20 protein-coding genes and 1 tRNA gene are annotated in these 25,432 nt (G+C 62.9%); 11 read left to right on the top strand and 10 right to left on the bottom strand.

From position 1 onward, the window contains the following. Positions 1 to 203 precede the first annotated feature (203 nt). Positions 204 to 527, top strand: coding sequence for an HU family DNA-binding protein (locus tag K8R92_01650; protein MCE9618597.1), 324 nt, complete (start codon positions 204 to 206; stop codon positions 525 to 527). A 147-nt stretch (positions 528 to 674) separates the two neighbouring features. On the opposite strand, the gene K8R92_01645 is transcribed toward K8R92_01650, so the two are convergent. The 4 genes from K8R92_01645 to K8R92_01630 are packed head-to-tail and all read right to left on the bottom strand — an operon-like array spanning position 675 to position 5,658. After that, a complete protein-coding gene (locus K8R92_01645; protein ID MCE9618596.1) occupies positions 675 to 1,583 on the bottom strand; it encodes an N-acetylmuramic acid 6-phosphate etherase in 909 nt (302 codons plus the stop codon). Next, on the bottom strand, positions 1,580 to 3,823 hold the full coding sequence (locus K8R92_01640; protein ID MCE9618595.1) for a DPP IV N-terminal domain-containing protein: 2,244 nt from the start codon (positions 3,821 to 3,823) through the stop codon (positions 1,580 to 1,582). Before K8R92_01640 ends, K8R92_01645 begins: the two co-directional genes overlap by 4 nt. 8 nt (positions 3,824 to 3,831) lie before the next feature. Further along, complete coding sequence (locus tag K8R92_01635; protein ID MCE9618594.1) at positions 3,832 to 4,746, bottom strand: sugar kinase; 915 nt, start codon at positions 4,744 to 4,746, stop codon at positions 3,832 to 3,834. A 27-nt stretch (positions 4,747 to 4,773) separates the two neighbouring features. Next, complete coding sequence (locus K8R92_01630) at positions 4,774 to 5,658, bottom strand: hypothetical protein (GenBank protein MCE9618593.1); 885 nt, start codon at positions 5,656 to 5,658, stop codon at positions 4,774 to 4,776. A 157-nt stretch (positions 5,659 to 5,815) separates the two neighbouring features. Between K8R92_01630 and K8R92_01625 the strand changes: the two genes are divergently transcribed. Continuing rightward, the gene (locus K8R92_01625) at positions 5,816 to 6,496 is read left to right on the top strand and encodes an ORF6N domain-containing protein (GenBank protein ID MCE9618592.1); all 681 of its coding nucleotides are present in this window, start codon (positions 5,816 to 5,818) and stop codon (positions 6,494 to 6,496) included. 208 nt (positions 6,497 to 6,704) lie between these two features. After that, positions 6,705 to 8,213 carry a histidine ammonia-lyase gene (gene hutH, locus K8R92_01620; GenBank protein ID MCE9618591.1) on the top strand — a complete coding sequence of 503 codons (1,509 nt, stop codon included), beginning with the start codon at positions 6,705 to 6,707 and terminating at the stop codon, positions 8,211 to 8,213. Positions 8,214 to 8,236: 23 nt separating this feature from the next. On the opposite strand, the gene K8R92_01615 is transcribed toward hutH, so the two are convergent. Together K8R92_01615 and K8R92_01610 are read right to left on the bottom strand one after the other, a co-directional pair. Next, positions 8,237 to 10,660 (bottom strand): hypothetical protein, encoded by a 2,424-nt coding sequence (locus K8R92_01615; protein ID MCE9618590.1) that lies wholly within the window; start codon positions 10,658 to 10,660, stop codon positions 8,237 to 8,239. A 74-nt stretch (positions 10,661 to 10,734) separates the two neighbouring features. Continuing rightward, positions 10,735 to 13,158 carry a hypothetical protein gene (locus K8R92_01610; protein MCE9618589.1) on the bottom strand — a complete coding sequence of 808 codons (2,424 nt, stop codon included), beginning with the start codon at positions 13,156 to 13,158 and terminating at the stop codon, positions 10,735 to 10,737. Positions 13,159 to 13,268: 110 nt separating this feature from the next. Here K8R92_01610 and hutU point away from each other — a divergent pair, with 110 nt between their 5' ends. Beyond that, positions 13,269 to 14,945, top strand: coding sequence for a urocanate hydratase (gene hutU, locus K8R92_01605; protein ID MCE9618588.1), 1,677 nt, complete (start codon positions 13,269 to 13,271; stop codon positions 14,943 to 14,945). A gap of 43 nt (positions 14,946 to 14,988) precedes the next feature. Here hutU and K8R92_01600 read toward each other — a convergent pair whose 3' ends face one another. Both K8R92_01600 and K8R92_01595 read right to left on the bottom strand, forming a co-directional pair. Next, positions 14,989 to 15,960, bottom strand: a complete 972-nt coding sequence (locus K8R92_01600; GenBank protein MCE9618587.1) for a threonylcarbamoyl-AMP synthase — start codon at positions 15,958 to 15,960, stop codon at positions 14,989 to 14,991. After that, complete coding sequence (locus K8R92_01595; protein ID MCE9618586.1) at positions 15,938 to 17,686, bottom strand: TolC family protein; 1,749 nt, start codon at positions 17,684 to 17,686, stop codon at positions 15,938 to 15,940. Before K8R92_01595 ends, K8R92_01600 begins: the two co-directional genes overlap by 23 nt. A gap of 124 nt (positions 17,687 to 17,810) precedes the next feature. Here K8R92_01595 and K8R92_01590 point away from each other — a divergent pair, with 124 nt between their 5' ends. Together K8R92_01590 and K8R92_01585 are read left to right on the top strand one after the other, a co-directional pair. Continuing rightward, positions 17,811 to 19,178, top strand: coding sequence for a hypothetical protein (locus K8R92_01590; protein MCE9618585.1), 1,368 nt, complete (start codon positions 17,811 to 17,813; stop codon positions 19,176 to 19,178). A gap of 62 nt (positions 19,179 to 19,240) precedes the next feature. Further along, positions 19,241 to 19,313: transfer RNA gene (locus tag K8R92_01585), tRNA-Ala, on the top strand. A 9-nt stretch (positions 19,314 to 19,322) separates the two neighbouring features. Here K8R92_01585 and K8R92_01580 read toward each other — a convergent pair. Together K8R92_01580 and K8R92_01575 are read right to left on the bottom strand one after the other, a co-directional pair. Next, positions 19,323 to 20,042 carry an RsmE family RNA methyltransferase gene (locus tag K8R92_01580; GenBank protein ID MCE9618584.1) on the bottom strand — a complete coding sequence of 240 codons (720 nt, stop codon included), beginning with the start codon at positions 20,040 to 20,042 and terminating at the stop codon, positions 19,323 to 19,325. Positions 20,043 to 20,062: 20 nt separating this feature from the next. After that, a complete protein-coding gene (locus K8R92_01575) occupies positions 20,063 to 20,773 on the bottom strand; it encodes a class I SAM-dependent methyltransferase (GenBank protein ID MCE9618583.1) in 711 nt (236 codons plus the stop codon). Positions 20,774 to 20,837: 64 nt separating this feature from the next. On the opposite strand from K8R92_01575, the gene K8R92_01570 reads away from it, so the two are divergent. The 5 genes from K8R92_01570 to nrdR all read left to right on the top strand — a co-directional run bounded on the left by K8R92_01570 (position 20,838) and on the right by nrdR (position 25,432). Further along, complete coding sequence (locus tag K8R92_01570; protein ID MCE9618582.1) at positions 20,838 to 22,244, top strand: pyridoxal-phosphate dependent enzyme; 1,407 nt, start codon at positions 20,838 to 20,840, stop codon at positions 22,242 to 22,244. A gap of 89 nt (positions 22,245 to 22,333) precedes the next feature. Next, the gene (locus K8R92_01565) at positions 22,334 to 23,539 is read left to right on the top strand and encodes a PLP-dependent aspartate aminotransferase family protein (GenBank protein MCE9618581.1); all 1,206 of its coding nucleotides are present in this window, start codon (positions 22,334 to 22,336) and stop codon (positions 23,537 to 23,539) included. Between the two features lie 45 nt (positions 23,540 to 23,584). Further along, positions 23,585 to 24,307, top strand: a complete 723-nt coding sequence (gene pyrH / locus K8R92_01560) for a UMP kinase (GenBank protein ID MCE9618580.1) — start codon at positions 23,585 to 23,587, stop codon at positions 24,305 to 24,307. A gap of 36 nt (positions 24,308 to 24,343) precedes the next feature. Next, positions 24,344 to 24,910, top strand: a complete 567-nt coding sequence (frr, locus tag K8R92_01555; protein ID MCE9618579.1) for a ribosome recycling factor — start codon at positions 24,344 to 24,346, stop codon at positions 24,908 to 24,910. 3 nt (positions 24,911 to 24,913) lie between these two features. Further along, on the top strand, positions 24,914 to 25,432 hold the full coding sequence (gene nrdR / locus K8R92_01550; protein MCE9618578.1) for a transcriptional regulator NrdR: 519 nt from the start codon (positions 24,914 to 24,916) through the stop codon (positions 25,430 to 25,432).

The raw sequence follows: 25,432 nt of genomic DNA, 5'->3' as shown, positions 1-25,432 counted from the left end.
TTGAACCAAAAGAGTCAAAAACATCGGTGAAAACAGTCGTTTTTGCCCTTGCTCACCCTTGCCGACGGGCGAGCGCCCTGTACTATCACTGCTGCTCCGCCGATGTCGGCGGACATTCGCAACACCGTCAATCGGCGGACGCCGCTTGACTCTTTGATCCTGGAAAGGATTTCCACATGTCCAAGACCGCAACCAAGAAGAAAATTTTCAAAGCCACTCCCGCGACCAAGCGTCGCTCGAAGGGCGAGATCGTGAAGCAGATCGCTCTCGGCACCGAGCTGAAGAACAGCAAGGTGAAGGAAGTGTTCGAGGCTCTCACGGCGATCATCGCTGCTGACCTGAGCAAGAAGGGCTGCGGCGAGTTCAACTTCATCGGCCTGATGAAGCTGAAGACCGTCAACAAGCCTGCCACCTCCGCACGCAAGGGCCGCAATCCCTTCACCGGCGAGGAAATCATGATCAAGGCCAAGCCCGCGAGCCGCAAGGTCCGCGTCCGCGCTCTGCGCACGCTCAACAGCCTGATCTGAATCGATCTTCCCGGCGGCGGCGCAAGCCCCCGCTGGCATTGACTTCCACGCGACCTCGTCCCACGACGAGGTCGCGTTGTTTTTGTCCCGATGAAAGTTTTGCGTGAGTCCGGGTGCGCGACACGTCGCGCTCACCGCGCGCTTCGCTCAGCCAATGATGCGTCGGAGCGAGTTGTGCGCGTCGTTCAATTTCTTCTCGGCGGCGGCGCGGTCCACCTGCAGGCGGGCCATCACGATGGCCACCCGCAGCTGCCCCCCCGCCTGGGTCAGCAGCGCCAGCGAATGCTCGCGCGAGACTTCGGGGGCGATGTGGGTCAGGATGCGCACCGCGCGGTCGACCAGCTTGTCGTTGGTCGCGGCCAGGTCGACCATGACCTGGCCGTAGACCTTGCCCAGTTGCGCGAAGGTGGCGGTGGTGATGGCGTTGAGCGCCAGCTTGGTGGCGCTTCCCGCCTTCAGTCGCGTGCTGCCGGTGAGCAGCTCGGCGCCGGTGTCCAGCAGGATCATCCGGTCGCAATCCTTTGGCGTCTCGCGCGGGGCGCAGGTGAGCAGCGCGGTCGCGGCGCCGGCCGCCTTGGCCAGCCGGATGGCCCCCAGCACATAGGGCGTGGTGCCGCCGGCGGCGATGCCCAGCAGCGTGTCGCTGTTGTTCAATTTCAGGAGATCCAGCTGCTCTTTGGCCCCCATTTCCTCGTCCTCACGGCCCTCGCTGCTGCGGCGCAGCGAGGCGTCCCCGCCCGCGATAAGCCCCACAATTTGGCTGGGATCGCTGCGAAAAGTGGGTGGACATTCGCTGGCATCCAGCACCCCCAGGCGGCCGCTGGTCCCTGCCCCGATGTAGATCAGCCGCCCGCCCCGCTGCATCCGGGGCACCAGCCCATCCACGAAGGCACCCAATTCCTCCGCTGCAGCCGAGACCGCCTGGGTCACGACTTCATGGTCCTGGGCCAGTCGGCGGATCAACTCGACCGGCGCGCAGGCGTCCAGGGCCAGACCCTCCTCGTGGTGATGCTCGGTGCGGACATGCCCGCGGTCGGTGGGCATGGCGCGGTTCATTTTCCGGATCCAGGCGCAGATCCAGCGGGCACGGCGTTCTTGATCGACGCCGGCGCTGAATTTGGCATTGGCACAGAAATCGACTCGATCATGCTCTGGTAGGAAGGAGTCGCCGACGATTTTTGCTCTGGCGCATCCAGCAGCCCAAGCTGCTCGGCCAGGAACCACCACGCCTTGGCCTTGTAGGCGGGCGAGCGAATGCCATGGTCGGAGTCGGGGAAGATCATCATCTCGAAGGGCACCTCGGCGTCCTGCATGATCTTGGCCATCTGCAGAGTATTGGAAGGATGCACGTTGTCATCCACCATTCCGTGGATGAGCAGCAGCCTAGCCTTGAGCGTGGCGCAGAGCTTCACGGCGCTACTGGAGTCGTAGCCCTCGGGGTTCTCCTTGGGGGTGCGCATGTAGCGCTCGGTGTAGATGGAGTCGTAGTTGCGCCAATCCGTGACCGGTGCGCCGGCGACCGCGGCCTTGAAGACATCGGGGTAGCGCAGCACTCCCATGGCGCTCATGGTGCCGCCGTAGGAATGGCCCATGATCGCCACGCGCGACGAGTCCACATAGGGGCGAATCGAGAGAGACTTCACACCGGCGGCCTGGTCGTCCAGGTCGGGACCGCAGAGCTTGAGATAGGTGGCGGTTTCGAAGGCCTTGCCGCGGCCGCCCGTTCCGCGGTTGTCGATCTTGGCGATGAGCAGGCCAAACGCCCGATTGGCCGAGCCCGCGTCGAAGCGACCGGTGATGGCCTGCGAGCTCGGACCGCCGTAGACATCGATCAGCAGCGGATACTTCTTCGCGGGGTCGAAGTTGGGCGGGAAGAAGAGCTCGCCCCAGATGGGGGTCTTGCCGTCGGGCGCAGTGAAGGTGAAAAGCTCCGAGGGGCGCAGATTGTTCTTGGCAAAGGCGCCGGTGTCGGAGGCGGCGAGCGTGGCCTTCTCCGCGGCCGGGCCATGGGCGTCGATCTCCAGCAGCACGCTGCGCGGCGGCACGGTGGGAGTCTCCGCGACCGCGGTGAAGAATTTTCCATCGGGAGATCGCTGCATCCCCGAGTAGTGGCTGAGCCCATCGGTGACCTGCTGCTCGCCGGTGCCGTCAAACTTGACTCGGTGGATCTGCGCCAGCATCGGCACGGGGGCGCTGTTGGCGCGGTACCAGACTTCGCCCGCGGCCTCGTCGATGTCAAGGATGTCCAGCACCGGGCAGGCGTGGCGCGTCAGCGGCTGCATGAATGAGGGATCGGAAATCTTCCGAAGCTCGAGGTTGCGGAATCCGCTCTTCTCGCTGCCCCAGATGAAGCGGTCGCCGTCGGCGAGGAACTTCATCGGCGGGCGGTTGTCCTGCCAGGTGGGCTGCGATTCGGTCACCACCACCTGCGACTTGCCGGTGACGGGATCGGCGCAGACCAGGTCGAGCTGGTCCTGATGGCGATTGGTGCGGAAATAGAGCAGTTTGCCGCCGGGCGTCCAGCGAATGCCGTAGACGTACTGCTCGCGGTCGGAGCCAACATCGATGGTCGCCATGCGGCCGCTGGAGAGCTCGTAGACCATCAGGCCCGCGACGGGATTCGGATCGCCGGCCTTGGGGTACCACATGGTCGCCTTGCTGGTGCGCAGATCGTCCCAGCCGTGAAGCAGCTCGTACTTGGGCACCTGCGAATCGTCGAAGGCGTAGAAGGCGAGATATTTTCCGTCGGGGCTCCACCACATCGCGTCGCCCTGGTCGAGCTCCTCGCCGTAGACCCAGTCGGCGGTGCCGTAGCGGATGTTCTCGCCGCTCTTCATTTCGATGACGGGCTTCTGCTCCTTGGTCTCGATCGTCTCGAGGAAGACGCCGCCGTCGCGATGGACCGCCTTGAGCGTGCCGTCGGGACTGGTGGCCTGCGTGCGCTGGCGAGCGCGGCCGGCGGGCGGATCGCCGGCGCGTTTTGGACCGGCGGCCGCAGGTGCTTCGATTTCTGGAGTTGGAATCGAAGTGATGACGCCCGTGGTGAGGTCGACGGAATAGAAGCCGTTGCCGCGATGGAAAGTCAGCGCCGAGGGAGTCCAGGTGAGATCGTGAATGCGGCCGCCGCGGCTCATCTCCGAGAGAACGCCCTGCAGTTCCGTGACTTTCTCGGCGTTGGGAAGATCCTTGAACTTGCCGCTGCCGCTGCCCCACGGACCCGAGGCCGCGGCCAATGAACTGAGCAGCGCCGCAAGGCAAAGAACACCGAACATTTTCAGGCTGCGGAGCGGGTTCATCGGTTGCATCATCCCACCTTTGCCGCTTTGCGGAATTGATTCATGCGTTCATCGATCTGCTTGCGATCAAGCTTTGCCAGGCGGTCCAGACCAAAGGCTTCAATGGTGAAACTGGCCATGACGGTGCCCCAGGAGAGGCCTTCCTGCACCACGCTCAGGTCGCCGCGACCGACCGAGGCGATGTGGGCCATCATGCCACCCGCGAAACTGTCGCCGGCTCCGGTGGGATCGACCACATGGGCGGCGTCGGCGGGAAACGCGGGAAGCGTGGCCACGCCTTCGCGGTGGATCAGCACCGCGCCATGCTCGCCCTTCTTCACCACGACGAATTTCGGACCGAACTTCAGCATGGCCTTGCCGGCGCTGACGGCGTTGCGGGTCTCGGTGAGCTGCTCGGCTTCCTGGTCATTGAGCACCACGCCGTCCACCTGGGCCAGCAGCTGCAGCAGCTCGGGCCGGGCCACATTGATCCAGAGGTCCATCGTGTCACAGACCGCGAGGGCACGTTTGGGAAATTGCGCCAGCAGGTCCATCTGCACGGAGGGATGCGTGTTGCCCAGGAAGACGAACTTGGAATCCTGGTAGGCCGCCGGCACCTTGGGCGGGTGCTCCTCCAGCACGCCCAGCTCCGTGAAGAGCGTTTCGCGCTGATTCATGTTCTCCATGTAGCGGCCGCCCCAAGCGAAGGTCTTGCTGGCGGGACGCTTTTCAAGGCCCTCGGTGTGGACATTGGCGAATCCGCGGAGCTGCTTCTCGTGATGGGCGGGCCAGTCTCCGCCCACGGCGCCGACCAGGCGGACGGGCGAGAGAAAGCTGGCGGCGGCGGCGAAATAGCTGCAGGAGCCGCCGAGCACCTTTTCGGCGCTGCCGGTGGGAGTGTGAAGCGTGTCGATTCCGATGGTTCCGGTGACGATGAGGGACATGGTTCGCCGAGTGTATCGGCGCGAACCTCAGCCGCTCAGGGGCGAGGCGTCGGGGTCCTTTTTCACCAGACCCTTGGACCAGCCAAGACCGATCGCCACTCCGCAGAGCGAGCCCGCGGCGATGTCCATTGGCATGGGCACGCGCAGCGGTGAAAGCGTGCCGATGCCGAAGGCAATGTCTGGGGAGTCCGACGAGGAGAGCGCCAGCACCAGTTGAGCGGCGCCGATCACGAAGGCGGGAACGGCGAAGAGAAGGATGGGCTGCGAGCGCGGCGAGATAAGCCGAGCAATGACGGCGGTGACGATGCCGGCCATGACGCAGGCGCCGATGGATTGCCCCTTGGTAGGGCCCACCAGCGTGAAGATCAGCACGGGAATCGCGGCAATTCCGGCGAGCAGCGACAGCAGGCCTCGCTTGTGAAAGATCTCGCCGGCGAAGGTTCCTTCATCGTTGATCGCGGGAACATCAGGCAGCGGACCGCCGACGCGGAAGATGATGATTGCGGCGATCGAGATGAAGGCGCTCCACAGGAGTGTTTCAATGGCGGCGCAGGTCATGCTGCCGTTGAGAAAGACGAGGTCGGCGATGGTGCCGGCCTGCATGGCGTAGGTGGCGAAGGCGCAGCCCAGCACAAAAAGCGACACCGCTGCGTTGATGTGTCTCGACAGCGGCAGCGCGATCAGGAACGCAACGATCATCGTGACAAGGACAACGGCGATGGAGAACGCAGGCTGCGTGGAGAGGAAGAGGTCCGGGGCGACCGTGCCGCGGGCGGAGATGGTGAAGCGCGAGGCGAAGACGCCCAGCAAGGCCGTCAGAATGATCGCGATCGAAAGCAGGATGGTTCGACGCGCGCTTGATTCCGATGGTTTCGTAGTCGTTGCCGTGGCGGGTTCCATTGTGGGCATCATGATCGCAGTTCACTCCATGAGCAAATGACACTTGCCAGAGGGAAATAAGGTGGTCATCCGTGGGAACGGACACGAGAAAAGGTATGAAATCAGATCGGAAATCTGGCACGCCATGACTTGCGGGTCTGCCACAGCATCAACGAATGCATCGGAATCCATGAAGCCCTCCAAGCCAATTGAAACCCTGATTTTGAACATGCGAGGTCACAAGGTGATTTTGGACGCGGACCTGGCAGAGTTATACGGTGTGCCGACTTACCGTTTCAATGAAGCTTTCAAACGCAACCGGCAACGATTTCCAGATGACTTTGCATACCAACTCACCGCTGCCGAGTTCGCCGAGTTGAAGATCAAATTGGCGATGTCAAAGGCGCAAGGACTGGCTAATAAGGGAGATATGACGAACTCATCGCAAATTGCGATGAGTTCACCCAACGTCACTGACGGCCCTCCTAGCTCATCACAAATTGTGGTGAGCTCCTCCCAAGGTCCAAATAATGATCCGAACTGGTCGCAATTTGTGACCAGTTCAAAAAAGCATCGAGGCACCGCCTATCGCCCGTGGGCGTTTACCGAACACGGCGCACTCATGGCTGCGAACATTCTTCGCAGCGACCGGGCGGTGGAAATGAGCGTGTTTGTGATTCGCGCCTTCGTGCGTATCCGCGAACAGATTGCCGCCAATGCCGCCGTTCTCAAGCGGCTCGCCGAGATCGCCAAGACGCTTTTGGGTCATGATTCAGCATTGCGTGATGTTTATCGAAAGTTGTTGCCATTGCTGCAGCCCCCACCTGATCCACCCAAACGCCGCATCGGTTTCAACCGTGACAATGAATGAATTTCCCACTCCCAGCCTCTCCTTCTAAACCCATCGAATTCGACGGGGTTAGATAATGATCCGAGGCGGTCACAATTTGTGACCGCATCCATGTGGAGCAACTTGAGGTCACAATTTGTGACCTCAAGTTTGGCGGCCAAATGCCCAGTCAATGACTGGGCATTTGGCTTTCTGCGAAGAAGCCCCTGAAACCCGCTATCTTTTGCGCATGGCCCAACCGCAACCGCTTGAACTGAACGGCGAGCCGCTTTCGATCAGCCTGGTCAATCAAGTTGCTCGCGGCGGACGGGCGGTTCGCATCGGCGCGAAAGGTCGCGAGAACTTGCTCGCCGCACATCGCGCGGTCGCGGCCGTCGCCGCCGGTTCAACAGCCGTTTACGGAATCAACACCGGCTTCGGCTCGCTCGCCCATGTGCGGGTGCCCGCGGAGCAGCTTCGCCAGCTGCAGCACAACATTGTCCGCTCGCACGCGGCGGGCGTGGGCAAGCCGCTCCCCACCGATGTGGTGCGCGGCATGCTGCTCATTCTTGCGGCGAGCCTGTGCCGCGGCCACAGCGGCGTGCGAGTGGAGGTGGTCGAGCGCATTCTGCAATTGCTGGAGCACGACATCACGCCGCAGATTCCGGAAATCGGCAGCGTGGGCGCCAGCGGCGATCTTGCCCCGCTTGCGCACGCCATGCTCGCGCTGCTGGGCGAGGGCGATGTGTCGGTGGGCGGCAAAATCATGTCCGCCGCCGCCGCGTTGAAGGCGCACAACTTGAAGCCGCTCGAACTCGAAGCCAAGGAAGGCCTCGCACTTCTCAACGGCACACATCTGATGGCCTCGCGCGCGGCGCTCGCCTTCGAGGAAATCGATTCGCTGCGCGGCGCGGCGATCTCCGCGGCGGCCATGTCCATGGACGCCTGCCTGGCCAGCCACTCGCCGCTTGATGAACGCATCCATCAGGCCCGCAAGCAGCCGGGGCAGATCGCGGTGGCCGCGGCGATGCGCGGGCTTCTTGCGGGCTCGCAGATTCCCGATTCGCACAAGGACAACGACCCGCGCGTGCAGGATCCCTACGGCCTGCGCTGCTCGCCGCAGGTCATCGGCGCCGCCTTCGACCAGCTTGATTTCGCCCGCGGCGTGATCGAGCGTGAGCTTGGCGCGGTCACCGACAATCCGCTGGTGTTCGCCGGCGGCAAGGGCGGCTTCGACATCGTCAGCGGCGGAAATTTCCACGGCATGCCGCTGGCGCTGGCGATGGACCAGGCCAAGGTCGCGCTCTGCCACATCGCCGGCATCAGCGAGCGGCGTACCTTCTGGATTCTGTCGGGGCACGACCCGATGAACCGCGTGAAGCCACACCTGGCCACGCATCCCGGACTCGAAAGCGGATTGATGATCGTTCAGTACACCGCCGCCGCCTGCTGCAACGAGCTGCAGAGCCTGGCTCACCCCGCGAGCGTGGGCAATGTCTCCACCTGCGGCGGCATCGAGGACTACAACTCGTTCGGCCCGACCAGCGCCACGCAACTGGCCCGCGCCGTGGAACTCTGCCGCAGCGTGATCGCGATCGAGCTCTATGTAATGACGCAGGCGCTCGAGGCGCAGCGGCCGCTCCGTTCCGGCGCCGGCGTGGAAGCGACCTACAAGTTGGTGCGTTCGCGCGTGAAGCCGCTTGCGGGCGACCGCTCCCCCGCTCCCGACCTTGCTGCGATCATCGACTTGATCAAGTGATGATCCGAGTGATTTTGCGGCGATTATTCAGTTGATCCAGTGACGCCGATCGCGCTCATTCGGCGCAGCGTTTGAGCCACAAGTTCCTCGCGGTCGTATTGCAGGTCGCTGTTATTCAATTCAGCGAATTGCAAGGCCAGTCGAACCTCGTTCCATGGGGGATAATTTAAGGTTTGCCCTTTATTCACATCCGGGTCCTTCCACAATTGCTCACAGGTATCGAGCTCCTTGATGGCGCGATCGGCGATCTGTTCGAAGCGATGGTGAAAGGATTCGGTCAATGATGACAGCGCAGCGCTCTGCTCAAGTGACAAGTCTTTGCCCGCCCGCGCATGGTCAATCTCCTGATCCGTGCGCTCAAGCGAGAGATACACCTCGGGATACATCTGCCTGCGTAAGACAACCCGAAGCATTCCTGCCTGGTCAGGCGTCAACGCTGAGGAAAGCGCCTGGATGAATCCCTCCTGCACATCTGCAGCACGTTTGCATAAGACATTATTGTTGCGCACATAGTCAGCTTCTGCTTCTTGTTGCTTGACCACGAGCGGATTCGCAGGGTCGTATGGCACATTCCGCAACTTTCTCCATCCTTCTTCGCGGCTCACCATGTGCGTTTCGTTCAACAACACCAACGCCTGAATATCAAGAAGTTTTTGCGTGCGCCAGGCGGCCAGTGTTTCGCGCATTGCGGCCGGCGATTCTCCGGTCAATAGGCGTTTCAGCGATTCGATCGCCTGGTCCAAATCAACATCGAGCCAGCGATTTCCCTGTCCCTGCGTGCGATGCAGTGTCGACCCGGCCATGGCTCGCTCTCTCGCGCATGCGCGGCGAGCTCGTTCGACGGCCAGCGAATTCACCGGCAACTCGGGCATGGTCGTGGCTAGATCATCAAACCATTGCTCCTCGCGACGCGACTGCTGCATACGCTGCTCATGCGCGAGCGGAATGATCACCAAAACCCGAGGAGCATCGGGCTTGTGATCGCGATTGTCATATCCCCGTTGAAACTGCTCCGCATACGCGCGTGTGTCAGCCAGCAAGTCCTCGGCTAGCGCCTCCCAGACCGCGCGCCGCCCCGGTGCCACAGAGAGCCGATCGTGGATTCTCTGGAGATCGGCTGCACTCAGCGTCCGCACCAGGACTCGGCGCTCACTGTGCTGCTGCTCAGTTTCCTGCGGCGGCGCGTCTTCGTTGACCTGACGCTCTGCCAACAGCGCCCCCCTTTTGGCCCCATCTCGATCTTGTTGCCTGTTGCCAGCCGAGCCCACGAAATCGTTAGCAACCTCAGGATCATTGATCGCGTCCGAACGATAGGTGTATGCAAGTTCTTTCAACGAAGGCGTGTCCGAGAGTTGCGCCAATTCTTCAAGCGCGGTCTCGTCCAGTTGCCGGCGTCGTGGCCGTGCCTCCTCCAAGGGTTCGCTTCCCAAGGCACCCAGGGCCTGATCCTCAAGGGTGGCCCGATCATGTTCCCACTGCGCGAGGCGATTGAGAACCTTTGGATTGGCACGCTCTCCAATGCGCTGGATGACATCAACACGAGACGGCATTGGGGAGAACCCCAGTACCGTGTAAATCGCGCGAGCTCGCGCCTTTGGCAGCCACGTGTCGGCTACATCTTTGGGCATGATGGCGGCAATGCCATTGATCGCCTTCATCTGCATCTGTGCAAAATTCACATACTCCTTTGAAACGACAGAAGGTTGGTCGCGATCTGCAGACTCGCTCAGCGCTTTCGCCGCAATTTGTTCGAGCAGCGGCGTGACTTGGCGCTCATAGGCCAGCTGAAGCTCGGCGATTTTTGCAATCGCGCCGGCATCCAGCCCACGCGTTGGTAGGGAGAGAATTTCAGCACAGATGGGGCGACCATAATTGATGCCATTGCAATACTGCAGAATCAAGCCAGAGCGAAGCCTGCTTCGACGCAGCACTTCGCGGTCCAAGGCTGCCAATTGCGCAGGCGTGCGTTCGCCCGCCCGCAGTACCTCGAAGAGGGGCGATTCGAGCCGTGCAATCTGTTTGTACGCGGCGGCCATTTTCAAGCAAAGTTCCGCCTCTGTCTTTGCCGTGCTTTTCAGAATGGCCTCGTGTTCAGCTTCGACTTCAGCCCAGTGTTTTGCCTCTTGCTCGCGAGATCTGGTGTTGGATGGATCATCATCCACTGGCCACATCTGCTGTCTTTTCAACTGCGCCACGCGCACCGACAGCGGGCGCAGCGTCTGGTCGCGCAACTTTTGCCAGCCATCGACATAATTGTCGAACGCGGCTTCAACTTGCGGCCGCTCTTGAAGCGGCATACCGGCGGCTTTCATCAGGCGCGCAAGGTCGTTGCTATTGATGGGAAGCGGCGTGTCAAAGTCACCAATCTCCGCATGAGCGCCCGCAACAAAGAGCATCCCCGTAATGACGAACATTAACCATGGGGACTTCAGGGTTCGCACGAGCATTCGATGACCAGCGTACTTGCAAGCGGGACGGCTGAAGGGATTCGGACAACCCCCTGCTCCCGATGTTGTTGCGGTTATTCAGCTGATCCCGCGACGCCGAGCGAGCGCACCTGGCGCAGGGTCCGTGACACTAGCTCGTCGCGGTCGTATTGCAAATCGTCGTTGATCACTTCGGAGAATTCCAAGGCCAGCCAGACTTCGTTCCACGGATGGCCATTGAATGTTTGCTTTCTCAAGCCCGGGTCTTGGCACAATGTCTCAAAGGCATCAAGCTGCTTGACGGATCGCTCCGCGATCGGCTCGAAGCGTTGGTGGAAGGAATCAGCCAATGTGGAAATCGCTGCGATCTGCTGGGGTGACGCGTCTTTCCCCATCCGGGCACGGTCGATCTCCGGATCCGCTCTCTCAAGCGACCGATACACCTCGGGATACATCTGCCTATACAAGGCATCCTGAAACGCGCGAGCCTGATCCGGGGTCAATACCGCGACGATCGCCTGGATGAACCCTTGCTGCGCCTCTGAGGCGCGGCGGCAGAAGGCGCGGTTGTTTCGCCCCTGCTCGGCCTGCGCTTCGCGCAGCTTGGCGATGAGCGGATTCTCAGGGTTGTATGGCACATTCCGCAATTTCCTCCACTCTTCCTCGCCGCCCACCAGGCGGGTTTCATTCTGCTGCACCAGCGCCTGCAGGTCGAGAAGTTTTTGCGCACGCCATGCGGAAAGCGCTTCCTGCACAGCGGCTTGCGCTCCTGCGGGCAGTGCAACCTTCAGCGATTCAATCGCCTGGTCCAAGTCGATATCCAGCCAGCGATTCCCCAGTCCCTGCGTGTCATGGAGCGCGGAGCCACCCATGGACCTTTCTCGCACGCACGCGCGGCGAGCGCGTTCGACGGCAAGCGACTGGGCAGACAGCTCGGGCATGGTCGTGGCCAGATCGTCGAACCATTGCTCCTCGCGGCGCGACTGCTTTGCACGCTGCTCCCGCGTGAGCGGAATCACCACCGTGTTCCAGGGCGAATTGGGCGTGCGATCGCGCTGGTCATAGACCTGTTGAAATTGCTCTGCGTACGCGCGGGTGTCAGCCAGCAGGTCCTCGGCCAGGGCGTCCCAAATGGAGCGTCGCTCCGGCGTAATGGCGAGCCGGTCGTGGATGTTCCGCACATCGGTTGCGTTCAGGGTCCGCACCTGGACTCTGCGTGCGAGGTGCTCCAGCAATGTCTCCTGCGGCGGCCCGTCTGAGGTCACCTGACGCTCAGCCAGCCGTGCCTGCTGCTTGGAGTAAAGCTGCACCTGGGACTTGATATATATGCGACTCACGCAATCGCCTGGAACTTCGGGATCATTGAGTTCGCCCGTCCAATAGCGGTGCTCGAGTGACTTCAGGTCGGGCGTGTCGGATAGTTGGGCGAGTTCCTCCAATGCGGCCGTGTTCAAGCCCGGAAATATCTGATGTGCCTCCGCCAAACCATTTGTCCCCAAGGTGGCCAGGAACTGATCCTCGAGCGCAGCACGATCAAGGTCCCACTGCGCAAGTCGCTTGACGACCTTCGGATTGGACCGCTCTCCAATTGCTTGGAGCACCTCCGCTCGGGAGGTCATCGGAAGAATGGACAGCACGGCATACATCGCGCGCGCTCGAGCCTTTCGCAGCCACTCGACAGATACATCCTTGGGCATGGCGACTGCAATGTCCTGGATCGCCCGCATCTGCATTTGTGCGAATTCCACCTGCTCGTTCGAGACCACGGTCGGTCGGCCCTCCTCCAAAGGTTCGAACGGCGTATTTGCCGCGATCTGTTCGAGCAACGGCGTGGCCCTTTGTTCATAGGCCTCCCGGATCGCGGCGATTTTTGCAACTGCGTCGGCATCGAGACCCCGGTTCGGCGCGGAAAGAATGTCGGCGCAGATCCTTTCGCCCGGGACGCGGTTGTCGAGGACAAGCATCACGGCATCCAATCGCCGTCGGGTTCGATGTAGCGATTCGCGATCCACGGCGCCCCGTTGCGCGGGCGAGCGTTCGCCAGCTCGCAGCGCCTCAAAAAGAGGCGCTTCGAGCTGAGCAATCCTCTTGCACGCAGCGGACACCTTCATGCAAAGATCCGCCTCGCTCTTGGCTGTGTTTTTCAATTTGGCTTCACGCTCCGCCTGGATGGATTGCCAATACTGCGACTGCTGCTCGGGCGGCATCTTGTAAATCGCCGCATAGTCATCTTGCGGCCGCTTCTGCTGCAATCTCAACTGCGCCACCCGAACCGATAGCAGGCGCAGCGTCTGGTCGCGCAGTATTTGCCAGCCATCGACATAGTTGTCGAACGCGGCTTCAATTTGCGGCTGCTCTTGAGGCTGCACACCAGCGGCCTTCATCAGCCGCGCAAGATCGTTGCTCGTGATGGGAGTCGGCGCGTCAAAGTCACCGATCTCCGCATGGGCGCTTGCAACAACGAGCGCCCACGCAGTGACGAACATGATCCATGAGGACTTCAGGGTTCGCATGAGCATTCGATGACCAGCGTACTTGCAAGCGGGCTGGCCACGAGTTTTCAGAGCAAATCATGCATTTTTGAAATGGCCGCAATGAAACCACCCGCTTCCGCCGTTAAAGTAAACGCATGTCCACGTTTAACAAGCCCAGTGCGACCACTCGAACCATTCGCGCCCCGCGCGGCAACCAGCGCGTGTGCAATAGCTGGGCCGCCGAAGCCGCCATGCGCATGCTGATGAACAATCTGGATGCGGAAGTGGCGGAGCGCCCGCAGGACTTGGTCGTGTACGGCGGTCGCGGCCAGGCCGCCCGCAACTGGGAATGTTTCGACGCGATCATCGCGGCGCTCAAGTCGCTCGCCGTGGACGAGACGCTGCTGGTGCAGAGCGGCAAGCCGGTCGGAATCGTGCGCACGCAGGTCAACGCGCCGCGCGTGCTCATCGCCAATTCAAATCTTGTTCCGCACTGGGCCACGCAGGAGCACTTTGACGACCTCGCCGGCCGCGGCCTGATGATGTTCGGCCAGATGACTGCGGGAAGCTGGATCTACATCGGCACGCAGGGAATTCTGCAGGGCACATTCGAGACCTACGCCGAGTGCGCCCGCCAGCATTTTGGCGGCACTCTCAAAGGCACGCTGAACGTCACGGCGGGTTGCGGCGGCATGGGCGGGGCGCAGCCGCTGGCCATCACCATGAACGAGGGCACCTGCCTGCTCGCCGATGTGTGCATCGAGCGGCTGGAGAAACGCAAGCACGACCGCTACCTCGACGAGATTTTCACGGATCTCGACAAGGCGATCGACCGCGCCGTTGAATTGAAGAAGGCGAAGCAGGCAATCAGTGTGGGAGTTCTTGCCAACGCCGTTGATTTGCTCTCGCGGCTCAACGCACGCAAGATCATTCCCGAAACGCTGACCGACCAGACCAGCGCGCATGATCCGCTTGCCGGCTACTACCCGCACGGCATGACGCGCAAGGACGCCGACTCACTTCGCACGCGCGACCCCGCCGAGTATGTGCGCCGCAGCACCGCGAGCATGAAGGAGCACGTGCGATTGATGGTGGAATTCTCCCGCGCTGGCTCCAAGACTTTCGACTACGGCAACAACATTCGCCAGCGCGCCCACGACGCCGGCCTCGCGGACGCCTTCGCCTTCCCCGGTTTCGTGCCGGCCTACATCCGCCCGCAATTCTGCACGGGTCGCGGCCCCTTCCGCTGGGTCGCTCTCTCGGGCGATCCCGCTGACATCCGCGCCACCGACGAAGCCGTGCTGAAACTTTTTCCCAAGGACGAGACACTGGCCCGCTGGATCCGCATGGCGCAGGAGCGCGTCGCGTTCCAGGGCTTGCCCGCGCGCATCTGCTGGCTCGGCCTTGGCGAGCGGCACAAGGCCGGCCTGCGCTTCAACGAGATGGTCGCCAGCGGCGAAGTGAAGGCGCCGATCGTGATCGGACGCGACCACCTCGACTGCGGCAGCGTGGCCAGCCCCAACCGCGAGACCGAGGCCATGCTCGACGGCAGTGACGCGGTCAGCGACTGGCCGCTGTTGAACTTCGCGGTGAACATCGCCAGCGGCGCCAGCTGGACCAGCTTCCATCACGGCGGAGGAGTTGGTATTGGTTTCAGCCAGCACGCCGGACAAGTCGTCGTTGCCGACGGAACTCCGTTGGCCGCGCAGCAACTCGAGCGCGTTCTCACCAACGACCCAATGATGGGCGTCTTCCGCCACGTCGACGCGGGCTACGAACTGGCCAAGGAATGCGCCGCGAAACTTGGCGTGCAGATTCCAATGGATCGCTGACGCTGCGATCGCAATTCAAACGCATTACGTTGAGTAGTTTCGACTAGATGCTCGACGCCGCGCGGCGCAATCGATCGAGCACCGCGAACCACAAACCATCCTGGCCCATCGGCTCCTCGATGACGATGTGCGCCAGCCCCGACAGCTCCGCCTCGCGCAACTTCGAATAGAGCATCCGCGCATAGGCCTTGGCGTCCGCCTGCATCGCAATGCCCACGTGCGGCGCGGCAACTCGCGCGATGTCCAGCGTCAGCACCGCCGCGGGCTCCTTCAAGGTCGACAGAAATGATTCCAGCCGGTTCGACGGCACAAGCGTTGCCGGGATTTTCGGCGCGTAGTGAATCAGTCGCGTCCCCGGGCTCACTCCCTGGCCGATGCCATGCGCCACCTTCACAGTTCCAAGAACGCGCGTTAGCGATTCCACCGTGATCGAGCCGGGCCTGCGGATCACCGGAACTTCCCCGGTCAGATCCAACACAGTGCTCTCGATGCCGAAATTTGCGCGGCCCCCCTCCAGCACCAGCAGATCCTCAATCTCAGGAAAATCCCCGACCACATGCTCGACGGTGGTCGGCGAGACGTGGCCCGAGCGGTTGGCGCTGGGCGCGCTGATCGGCCCATCCACGGCGTAGAGCAGCGCGCGGGCCACCGGATGCATCGGCGAGCGCACCGCGATCGTGTTCAGGCTGGCGGTCGCCTCTTCGGGAACCTCGGCGGTCTTGTGCAGGATCATCGTCAGCGGCCCCGGCCAGAATTTGGCGGCGAGGCGGCTGCAGCGTAGATCCCAGTCCGCCACCAGCGTGCGTGCCTCCACCGCGTCCAGCACATGCGCGATGAGCGGATTGTCCGAGGGCCGCCCCTTGATCTGGTAGATCTGCTTCAAGCCATCCTGCGAAAACGTGCTGGCCCCGAGCCCGTAGACGGTCTCGGTGGGGAAGACCACCACGCCCCCGCTCTGAATGCGCTGGGCGGCGAGCTCGATGCCTTCGTGGTTACTTGGAAGGATTCGCGGCATTGGCCGTGTCCCTCTTGGCGGCGCCGCCCGTGTCCTTCGGATCCGGATCGAAGACGCGCAGCTCGATGCGGTTCATCTGCAGCCCGGTGCCCATGTTCATCCACAGCGAGGCAATCGCGTTGTTGTAGTCCGCCAGCGACTGCACCTCCTGCACCTGGGCGCTGGCCAGCTCGTTCTGCCGCTGGAACTTCAGGTTGAGGAACTCCGGCGAGAGACTGGTGATGGTCTGCTCGTCGAGCATCAGCGCCCGCATGTTCTCCGCCTGGGCCAGCCGGTAGGCGCGGGTCTGCTCGATCAGCCGGTATTGCGCGTCGATGCTGCGCAGCGAGTCCTTCACCAGGAAGATCACCTGCTGGATCGCGGCCCGGTAGGCGATGACCGTCTTGGAGCGCTCCAGCCGCGACTTGCGGTAGTTCGCCTCCGGCGCGCGGTTGCCGATGGGCTGGCTGAAGTTGGCACCGATCAGGTAGTTCATGAAGTTGGCCGTGCCCAGCTCGCTCCACGCCTGGCCGTAGTTTCCGTTCTGCTGGTCCATGCCCTGGAACTGGATCTGCGCCGTCAGGTTCAGCGAGGGAAGGCGTCCGTTGTCGGCGACCACCTGGCGGATGCTGGCGTCGTCCACCGCCAGCAAAGCCTGCGTGATCAATGGGCTCTGGTCGACCGCGGTGCCGATGGCGTCCTTGAGCGAATAGGCCAGCGGCTCGTCGACCATGAAGTCGGTCGGCACGATCATGGTCTCGTCGCCCACCGGGAAATTCGGGTCGTTGAGCAAAACCTTCAGGCGGTCGACCGCCGCGGTGACCTCGCGCTGGGCGCGGATCACGGAACTCTTGCGATCCTCCACCTTGGCCACGGCGTCGGCGTAGTTGGCCAGCGTGGCGTCGAAGCCGCGCCGCTTGGTCAGCACGTCGCGCACCTCGATACCCACCCGCACCAGCCACTGCGCCGTCACCACGCGCTGCCGCATCACCACCACCTGCCAGTAGGCGGCCTCCACGTCGCGGCAGAGCGAGAGCAGGTTGGAGCGCAGCAGCTGCATGCTGCGGCGGTCGTTGTTGCGCGAGATCCGGATCGAAGCCATGTTCACATCCGTGCCGAAACCCTGCAAAAGAGGCTGCGACAGGCCCAGCTGCACCGTGTTGATCCATGCCGGATTGGGCGTGTAGAGGCTGGTGGGATAGAGGCTGGAATAGAGGCTGCCGACTGTGGCGCTGAACTGTCCGCCCGTCACCAGCGGCGCCTGGATGCCGCTGGAGAAACTCCACTGGCGGAACTGATTCATGAAGTCCACCGGAATGCCCACCGCTGCGATGTCCTGGTTGGGCGCGTTGGAGATGTTGGTCTGCGTGTTGGCCACGATCGAGGCGTCGAAAGCTGCTTGGGCCGCCACCAGTTCCGCCTGCGTCACGCCCTGCTGCAGGCGCGCGACCTGTGTGCCCAGGTTGTGCTCCACGGCGATCCGGATCGCGTCCTTCAGGGAAAGATTGATTTCGGGATAGGGCTTGCCGTAGAGGTCGGCCCCCAGTTCCAGGCCCGGCCCGGCGGTGTTGACCTGAGGCCCCAACTTGTCCAATTGCGTGCGCCGCTTCTGCAGCGCGTTGAAGATCTCGTTGTTCTCGCGGGAAACGGCCTTGAGCGGATCCTGCGCCGGGGCCTGGACCAATTCCCGGGCCACGGCGGTGTCCATGGCGTGCCGCAATTGCTCGGTGCCATCGGGATCATCCATCGGCGACGCACAGGATCCAACGCAAACAGCGGCGAGAAGGGCAAATGCGTTTGCCAGGATTGGCCGGCAGCGAATCATGAAGTGGACACTGTATCCAACCCCAAGAATGCGTAGAATCCGCTCCATGAAATTGGCTCTCCTTCTGATCGTTCTCGTCCTTCCCGTTTTCAGCCTCAGCGCCGTGGCGCAGACCCCCGCGACGACAGCCGCGGCCGCCAAGAAGTACACCGGCACGGTGACCGCGGACAACGTCTACATCCGCTGCGGACCCAGCGCCTCCAGCGCCTATCCCTTCGGCAAGCTCTCCATGGGCGACGTGGTCGAGGTCGTGGACGAGGGCTTTGGATGGGCGACGGTGCGCACCAGCGGCCCAGCTTTCAAGAACATCTATGGATATGTGCTGGCCAATGACAACGTCGTGCTTTCCGCCGACGGGCAGACCCTCACCGTGAACGCCGAGAGCGACGTCCGCGCCCCCAACATCGGCGCCGACGGCAATCCGGATTCCTCCTTCAAGTCGATCGGCAAGGTCAGCTCCGGCACCATGCTGAAGGTGGTCGCCACCATCAACGGCGAGCGCGAGAAGGTCTACAAGATCGCCGTTCCCGCCACCTGCCAGGGACATGTCAACCTGAATTTTGTGCGGCGCTCCAGCACCGGCGAGGCCGCGAAACTCGCTTCGGCACCTGAGAGTGCGACTCCCGCCGTGCCGGCCGCGCCGGGCACCACCCCAGCGGTGATCGAAGAGAAGCCCAAGACCATCGGCGATGCGACGACGACACCTCCCGGCACGGACAAGGCCGCCACCGATCAGGCCACCAAGCCCGCGACCGAAACTGTGACCAACAATCCTCCCGCCGAAGCAAAACCAGCGGAAAAAACCGTGGAAGCGGCTCATGTTCCGCCGCCGCCAACCAAGACCCCGCAGCAGATCGCCATTGAGAAGCGACGCCAGACCTTCAAGGACCTTGAAGCCATCTGGGTCACCGTCAAGGCCGAGCCCCTCGCCTCCAGTGAAGTGGGTGTGCTCAAGGATCGCTACCTGATGCTGTCGAACGATCCTGAGTGCGAGGCGGACATCAAGAACGTGGTGGCGACCCGCGTGAAGCAGCTCGAAGTTCAGATCGAGGCCCAGCAGCGCATCCGCCAACTCCGCGAGATGCGCTCGGCGATCGACACCGACGTGGAGCAGCTCCACACCATGAAGATCGCGCTGGAGGCTCGCTCGGATTTCACCGTGGTCGGCATCCTTAACGCCAGCAGCATCTATGACGGCAAGCGATTGCCGCTGCTCTATCGCCTGGTCGATCCGGGCGTCGGCCAGACCGTGGCCTACGTCAGCACCAAGAATCCCAGCCAACTCGCGACGATGCTGGGAACGCTGGTCGGCATCCGCGGCGAGAAGCGCTACGACGAGGCGCTGCGCGTCAGCGTGATCGAGCCGACCGCCATCGAGATCCTCACCACGCGCAAGAGCGGCCACACGAACTAATCGCGGGAGGAGAATTTCCTTCCGTAATTCATGACGGTTTGCCCCTATACTCACCCACCGCTGGGGTGCTAGCTCAACTGGGAGAGCGCCGCCTTTGCAAGGCGGAGGTTATCGGTTCGATCCCGATGCACTCCATTTCACCGCTCACTTTTGCGGGGAAATCCGCAGAAAACCCGCGGCCATGGCGGCGGCGGTTTCGATGCGAAACGTGGCGGAACCCAACGAAACACGAATGGCCTTGGCTTCATCGGCGGCTGCGACTTCCGCGTCGGTGAAACCCCCTTCCGGTCCAATCAGGATCATGCAGCGCTGCTCGGCCAGCTTGATGCCCGACAGCAGTTGACCATCCGGATGCGCAATCAGCGCCGGAATTTTTTTCGACCGGCAATCTTCCATGCACAGCTTCGGCGTGCGTGCGCTTTCCACCGCGGTCGTCCAGGCGCCGCGGCTTTGCTTGAGGGCCTCATTGAAAATGCGGCCGGCTCGCGAGGCGTCGAAGCGGTCCGCGGGCACCACGCTGCGCTCGCAATCCAGCGGCGTGAATGAGGCCACCGCGAGCTGCCCGAGCATGTCGAGCATGGTCGCGAGACGGTCGCCCTTGGGTAGCGCCGCGGCGACATGGATTTCGGGGAGCGGTCGCGGCTGCGATTCGATCCTTGAAACCTGCGCCCCCGTCTCGCCCGCGGCGTTGCGGTTGGCCAGAATGGTCGCCGTGGCAACCTGGCCACGGCCATCCGCCAGCTCAATCTCGTCTCCCGCCTCCAAGCGCCGGCTGCCCATGGCGTGCTTCGCCTCGTCCTTGCCGAGCCACGATATTTCTTTCACGGCCGGCAGTCGGTCGACGATGCAGCGAGGAATGGGCACGGGCCCAGTGTAGAAGGAAATCACTCCGCGCCGCGGCGGTAGACGTCAAAACGCAGGAGTTTTCCCTTGATCTGCCAGTCCGGCGCGCGGCCGGCCAGCGGCGGCGCCAGTCGAGATCGCTTGACGATGACCCGCTTCTCCGCGCACGCCATCGCAATCTCGAAGAGCTCATCCGAGTCATTGTCGGATCCCGCCACGGCCGCGAGTGCCTGCATCGCCTTGGATGGCTTCGCCGCGCCGCGCTCCCCGCCAAACATCGGATCGAGCAGGATCAAGTCGGGTCGTTCCCCCATCTTCGGAAGGAGTTTGATCGCATTCCCATGTTTGATGTGGATTTTTGCCGCCGCCCTGACCAGGGCTGGATCCTTTTGGGCTTGCGAGTATTGACTTTCAAGAAGGGCGAACACCTTCGCATCGCGCTCATACGCCCAGACCTCGATGCCCAGCAGCGCCATCGCGTAGGTGTCGTAGCCCAGGCCCGCGGTGGTGTCGACCGCGGTGCGAATGTCCTTGCCGACCGCACGGCCCAGCGGCTGGTTGCGCAATGAGGCGGCTCCATCGGGAAGGCGCAGCGATTTCCAATCCGCGGTCACGCCCGTTCCAGGCTTGTCGCCCGCCTTGCGCAATTCCGGATGACCCTCGAACGTTTCCAGAGTCCACTGGTCCGGCTGCGCGTTGCGCCCCGCCGCCGACTTCGCGTCCTTCTTGATCTTTCCGGGCGGTTTGGACATGCCCGGTATTGTGGCGAAGAAATCCCCCGCGGTTTGGCCGGGAATCGCTGGGTACACTTCGGGCATGAAGCCCTCCACCGCCAGCCCAGAGCGAACGTTTGCCCCGGTTTTTGGCGGCATTCTGGAGATGATCGGCAACACGCCGCTGCTGGAACTGAAGAAGATGGAGTGCGGCCCATGCCGGCTCTTCGTGAAGATGGAGAACATGAATCCGGGCGGTTCGATCAAGGACCGGATCGCGGTCACCATGATCGAGGCCGCGGAAGCCTCAGGCCAGCTCAAGCCCGGCGGCACGATCATCGAGGCGACCGCCGGCAACACCGGGCTGGCCCTCGCCCTGGTCGCCTCGCAGAAGGGCTACAAGCTGGTGGTGGTGGTGCCGGACAAGATGAGCGACGAGAAGATCAGCCATCTTCGCGCCATGGGCGCCGAAGTGATCATGACTCGCTCCGATGTCGCCAAGGGTCACCCCGAGTACTACCAGGACATGGCGGCGCGCATCGCCAAGGAGCGGCCCAACCATTTCTACATCAATCAGTTCTACAACCCGGCCAATCCGCTGGCCCACATCGAGCACACCGGGCCGGAGATCTGGAATCAGATGGAGGGCGACATCGACGCGTTCGTGGCGGGCGTGGGCTCCGGCGGAACCGTCTCCGGCGTGGGCCGCTATCTCAAGTCGAAGAATCCCAAGCTGCAGATGGTGCTGGCCGATCCGGTCGGCTCCATCCTCGAGCCGCTGGTCACCAGCGGTCGCATGGTCGAGGCGGGTTCCTGGCTGGTCGAAGGCATCGGAGAGGATTTCGTTCCGGGCATTCTGGACATCAAATTGATCGACAAGGCCTACGCCGTCAGCGACGCGGACGCCTTTCTCACCGCCCGCGAACTGCTGAAAAAAGAGGGCGTTCTGGCCGGCTCCAGCGTGGGCACGCTGCTGACTGCGGCGCTGCGCTTCTGCCGCGAGCAGACCAAGCCGCTGCGCGTGGTGACGCTGATCTGCGACACCGGCGCCAAGTACCTGAGCAAGATGTTCTCCGACTCGTGGATGATCGACAACGGGTTCATCCAGCGCAAGACCTACGGCGACCTGCGCGACCTGATCTCGCGGCGCCATCTGGACCGCGAGGACTATGTGCTGAGTCCGCAGACGCCGGTGCAGCAGGCCATCAAGCGCATGCACATGTATGGTGTGAGCCAGCTGGCCGTTCTGGACGCGGCGGACCGCGTGGTCGGCATTCTCGACGAGAGCGACGTGCTGCTGGCGCTGGTCAAGGGCGCCGACGTCGCCCGCAGACCCGTCAGCGACTACATGACTAGCCGGCTGGAGACGATCTCGCCCAAGTCCTCGGTGAATGACCTGCTGCCGATCTTCCGCGCCGACCGCGTGGCGATCATCGCCGACGACGACCACTTCTACGGCATCATCACCCGCATCGACCTGATCCAGTACCTGCGCAAGCAGCTCCCCTGATTCCGCGGCAAACCCCGCGTTCTGTGCCGCGAATCGCCCGAGGGCCCGCCGCGCCGGAGGCTCGCTTCGGCAGCCGTTAGCATCTGGACATGGCTCATGAATCCCTCAATCTGGAAAGCCGCTGCGTGCATGGCGGGCAGCATCCCGATCCCATCACGGGGGCGGTCATGCCGGCGATCACCACGTCGAGCACTTTCGCTCAGGAGAGCCCCGGCGTGCACAAGGGCTTCGAATATTCGCGCAGCCACAACGCCACGCGCTTCGCCTTCGAGCGATGCATTGCCAACCTGGAGTCCAGCGGGCTCTCCGAAGCCCAGGAGCGCACCTGCGGCGGCTTCGCCTTCGCCAGCGGCCTGGCCTCGATCGGCACCTGTCTGGAACTGCTGGACACCGGCGCGTCGGTGGTGTGCATGGACGACGTCTACGGCGGCACCTACCGCCTGCTTTCGAAGGTGCGCCAGCGCAGCGCCGGTCTGAATCCGGTCTTCGCCGACCTCACCAATCCCGCCCACTTCGAGGCGGCGATCAAGAAGAGCAAGCCGGGCATGGTGTGGGTGGAGACGCCGAGCAATCCCACGCTGAAGGTGGTCGACCTCGCCGCCATCGCGGCCATCGCGAAGAAGAGCGGCATCATCAGCGTCTGCGACAACACCTTCGCCACGCCCATGCTGCAGCGACCGCTGGAATTAGGATTCGACATCGTGATGCACTCCGTCACCAAGTACCTGGGCGGGCACAGCGACGTGGTGGGCGGCGCGCTGGTGACCAACCGGGCAGATCTCGCCGAGAAACTGCGATTTTTGCAGAACGCCATCGGCGGCGTCATGGGTCCCTTCGACGCCTACCTGGCGTTGCGCGGCGTGAAGACGCTCGCGGTGCGCATGCAGCGACACTGCGAGAGCGCGCTCGCGATCGCGCAGTGGCTGGAGAAGCATCCCAAGGTGGAGCGCGTCGTCTACCCGGGCCTCGCCTCCCACCCGCAGCACGCGATCGCCAGGAAGCAGATGCAGCATGGCGGGAAGCCCGCCTTCGGCGGCATGATCACCATCTTCATCAAGGGCGGTCTGGCGGAAAGCCGCCGCTTCCTGGAGAAGGTCACCCTCTTCGCCCTGGCGGAAAGCCTGGGCGGCGTCGAAAGCCTGATCGAGAACCCGGCCATCATGACTCACGCCAGCGTGCCGCCGGAGAATCGCAAGGCTCTTGGCATCTCAGACAATTTGGTGCGCATCAGCGTGGGCATTGAGCATCCGCAGGATCTGATGGGCGATCTTGAGAAGGCCCTCTCCCATGTGTAGTTTCCACCCGTCCCGACCGACGCGACTCTTCCAAGGAGAACCTTCGTGAGCCAGCACTTTCAACGCGTTGTTCTCAAGCTCAGCGGCGAGAGCTTCGCCCAGGAGGGCCAGCTGGGCATCGCAGCCGACCAATTGGCGCTGATCGCCGAGGAAATCGCCCAGGCCTATCGCGCCGTGCCCGGCCTGAAGCTGGCCATCGTGGTAGGCGGCGGCAACATCGTGCGCGGAGCACGTCTGGCCGAGAAAGGCCGCATCGCCCAGGCCACTGCTGATTACATGGGCATGATGGGGACGATCATCAACGGGCTCGCACTGCGCGAGGCGCTCGAATCGACGGGCGTGGCCAGCCGCCTGATGACGGCGCTGGAAGTGAAGTCGGTTGCCGAGCCTTTCATCAGAGCCCGCGCGCTGCGGCACATGGAAAAGGGCCGCGTGATCATCCTTGCGGCGGGCACCGGCAACCCATTCTTCACAACAGATACCTGCGCGAGTCTGCGCGGTGTGGAACTGCAGGCGCAGATGCTGCTGAAGGCGACCAAGGTCGACGGCGTCTACACCGCCGATCCGAAGAAGGATCCCAAGGCGGTCAAGCTGGAGCAGATCAAGTTCTCCGATGCCATCGCCAAGCGGCTCGCCGTGATGGACCTCACTGCGATGACCATGTGCATGGAGCATTCGCTGCCGATCCGCGTCTTCAACTTCCATGAAAAGGGCAACGTGAAGCGGGCCATGTGCGGCGAGGCGATTGGAACGCTCGTCTCCGTCTGACCCTGCTATTCTCGCCTGCCCCTAAGGAGAATTCGCGTGGATCTCGACACCATTATGCTTGAATGCGAAGACCGGATGGAGAAGAGCGTGGAGCATCTCCAGAAGGAGCTGCGCGGCATGCGCACCGGCCGCGCCACCACTGCCATGCTCGAGTACATCAAGGTGGACTATTACGGATCGCTGACCGACCTGCGCGAACTGGCTGCGATCAGCGTGCCCGAGCCGGCACAGCTGCTGGTGAAGCCCTTCGATCCCGGGGCCAAGAGCGAGATCGTGAAGGCAATCGAGAAGGCGGGCCTGGGCCTCAATCCCCAGACCGAGGGCGCCCAGATCCGGATCATGGTGCCCTCCCCCAGCTCAGATCGGCGCAAGCAGCTCTCGGCTCAGGCGAAGAAACTTTCGGAGGACACCAAGGTCGCCATCCGCAACGAGCGCCGCGACGCCAACAAGCGCATCGACACCCTGCTGGCCGACAAGAAATCCGGCCTGACCGAGGACGCTGCCGAGCGCGCCCAGAAGGACGTGGACGAAGCCACCAAGAAGCAGACCGCGAAGGTGGACGAGATCGTGACTAAGAAAGTCTCCGAGATCGAGGAGACTTGATCCGTGCGATGTCCCTTCTGTTCCGTCGACAATGACAAGGTGATCGACAGCCGCCCCGGGGAGGATGGCGACACCATCCGCCGCCGCCGCGAATGCCTTGGCTGCGCCAAGCGCTTCACGACCTACGAGCGCTACGAGCGCACCGCCCGCCTGGTGGTGGTCAAGCGCGACGGCAGCCGTGTGCCCTACGAAGTCGAGAAGCTCAGCCGCGGCCTGCACGCCGCCTGCGGCAAGCGCCCCATTCGCGAGGAGGACAAGGAGCGCCTCTGCCGTGAGGTGGAGGAGGAAATCCACCGCGACTTTGACCGCGAGGTCGAGAGCTCGGTGATCGGGCAGCGCCTGGCCAGCAAGCTGCGCGAGCTTGATCCCATCGCCTACATCCGCTTCGTGAGCGAGCACTTCGGCTTCGGCTCCATCGCCGAGTTTGCCGCCGAGATGGCCTCGCTGCAGTCGCGTCCGCGCCCCGTGGCCAACGAGATCGATCTCTTCCCCGTCGCCAAGCCGAAAGCGGAGCGAGCCTGA

The organism is Planctomycetota bacterium (assembly GCA_021414025.1).
Classification (GTDB): Bacteria; Planctomycetota; Phycisphaerae; order Phycisphaerales; family SM1A02; genus SYAC01.
The sequence above is the reverse complement of the archived record's forward strand: the minus strand, read 5'-3'. Positions and strand labels throughout refer to the sequence as shown.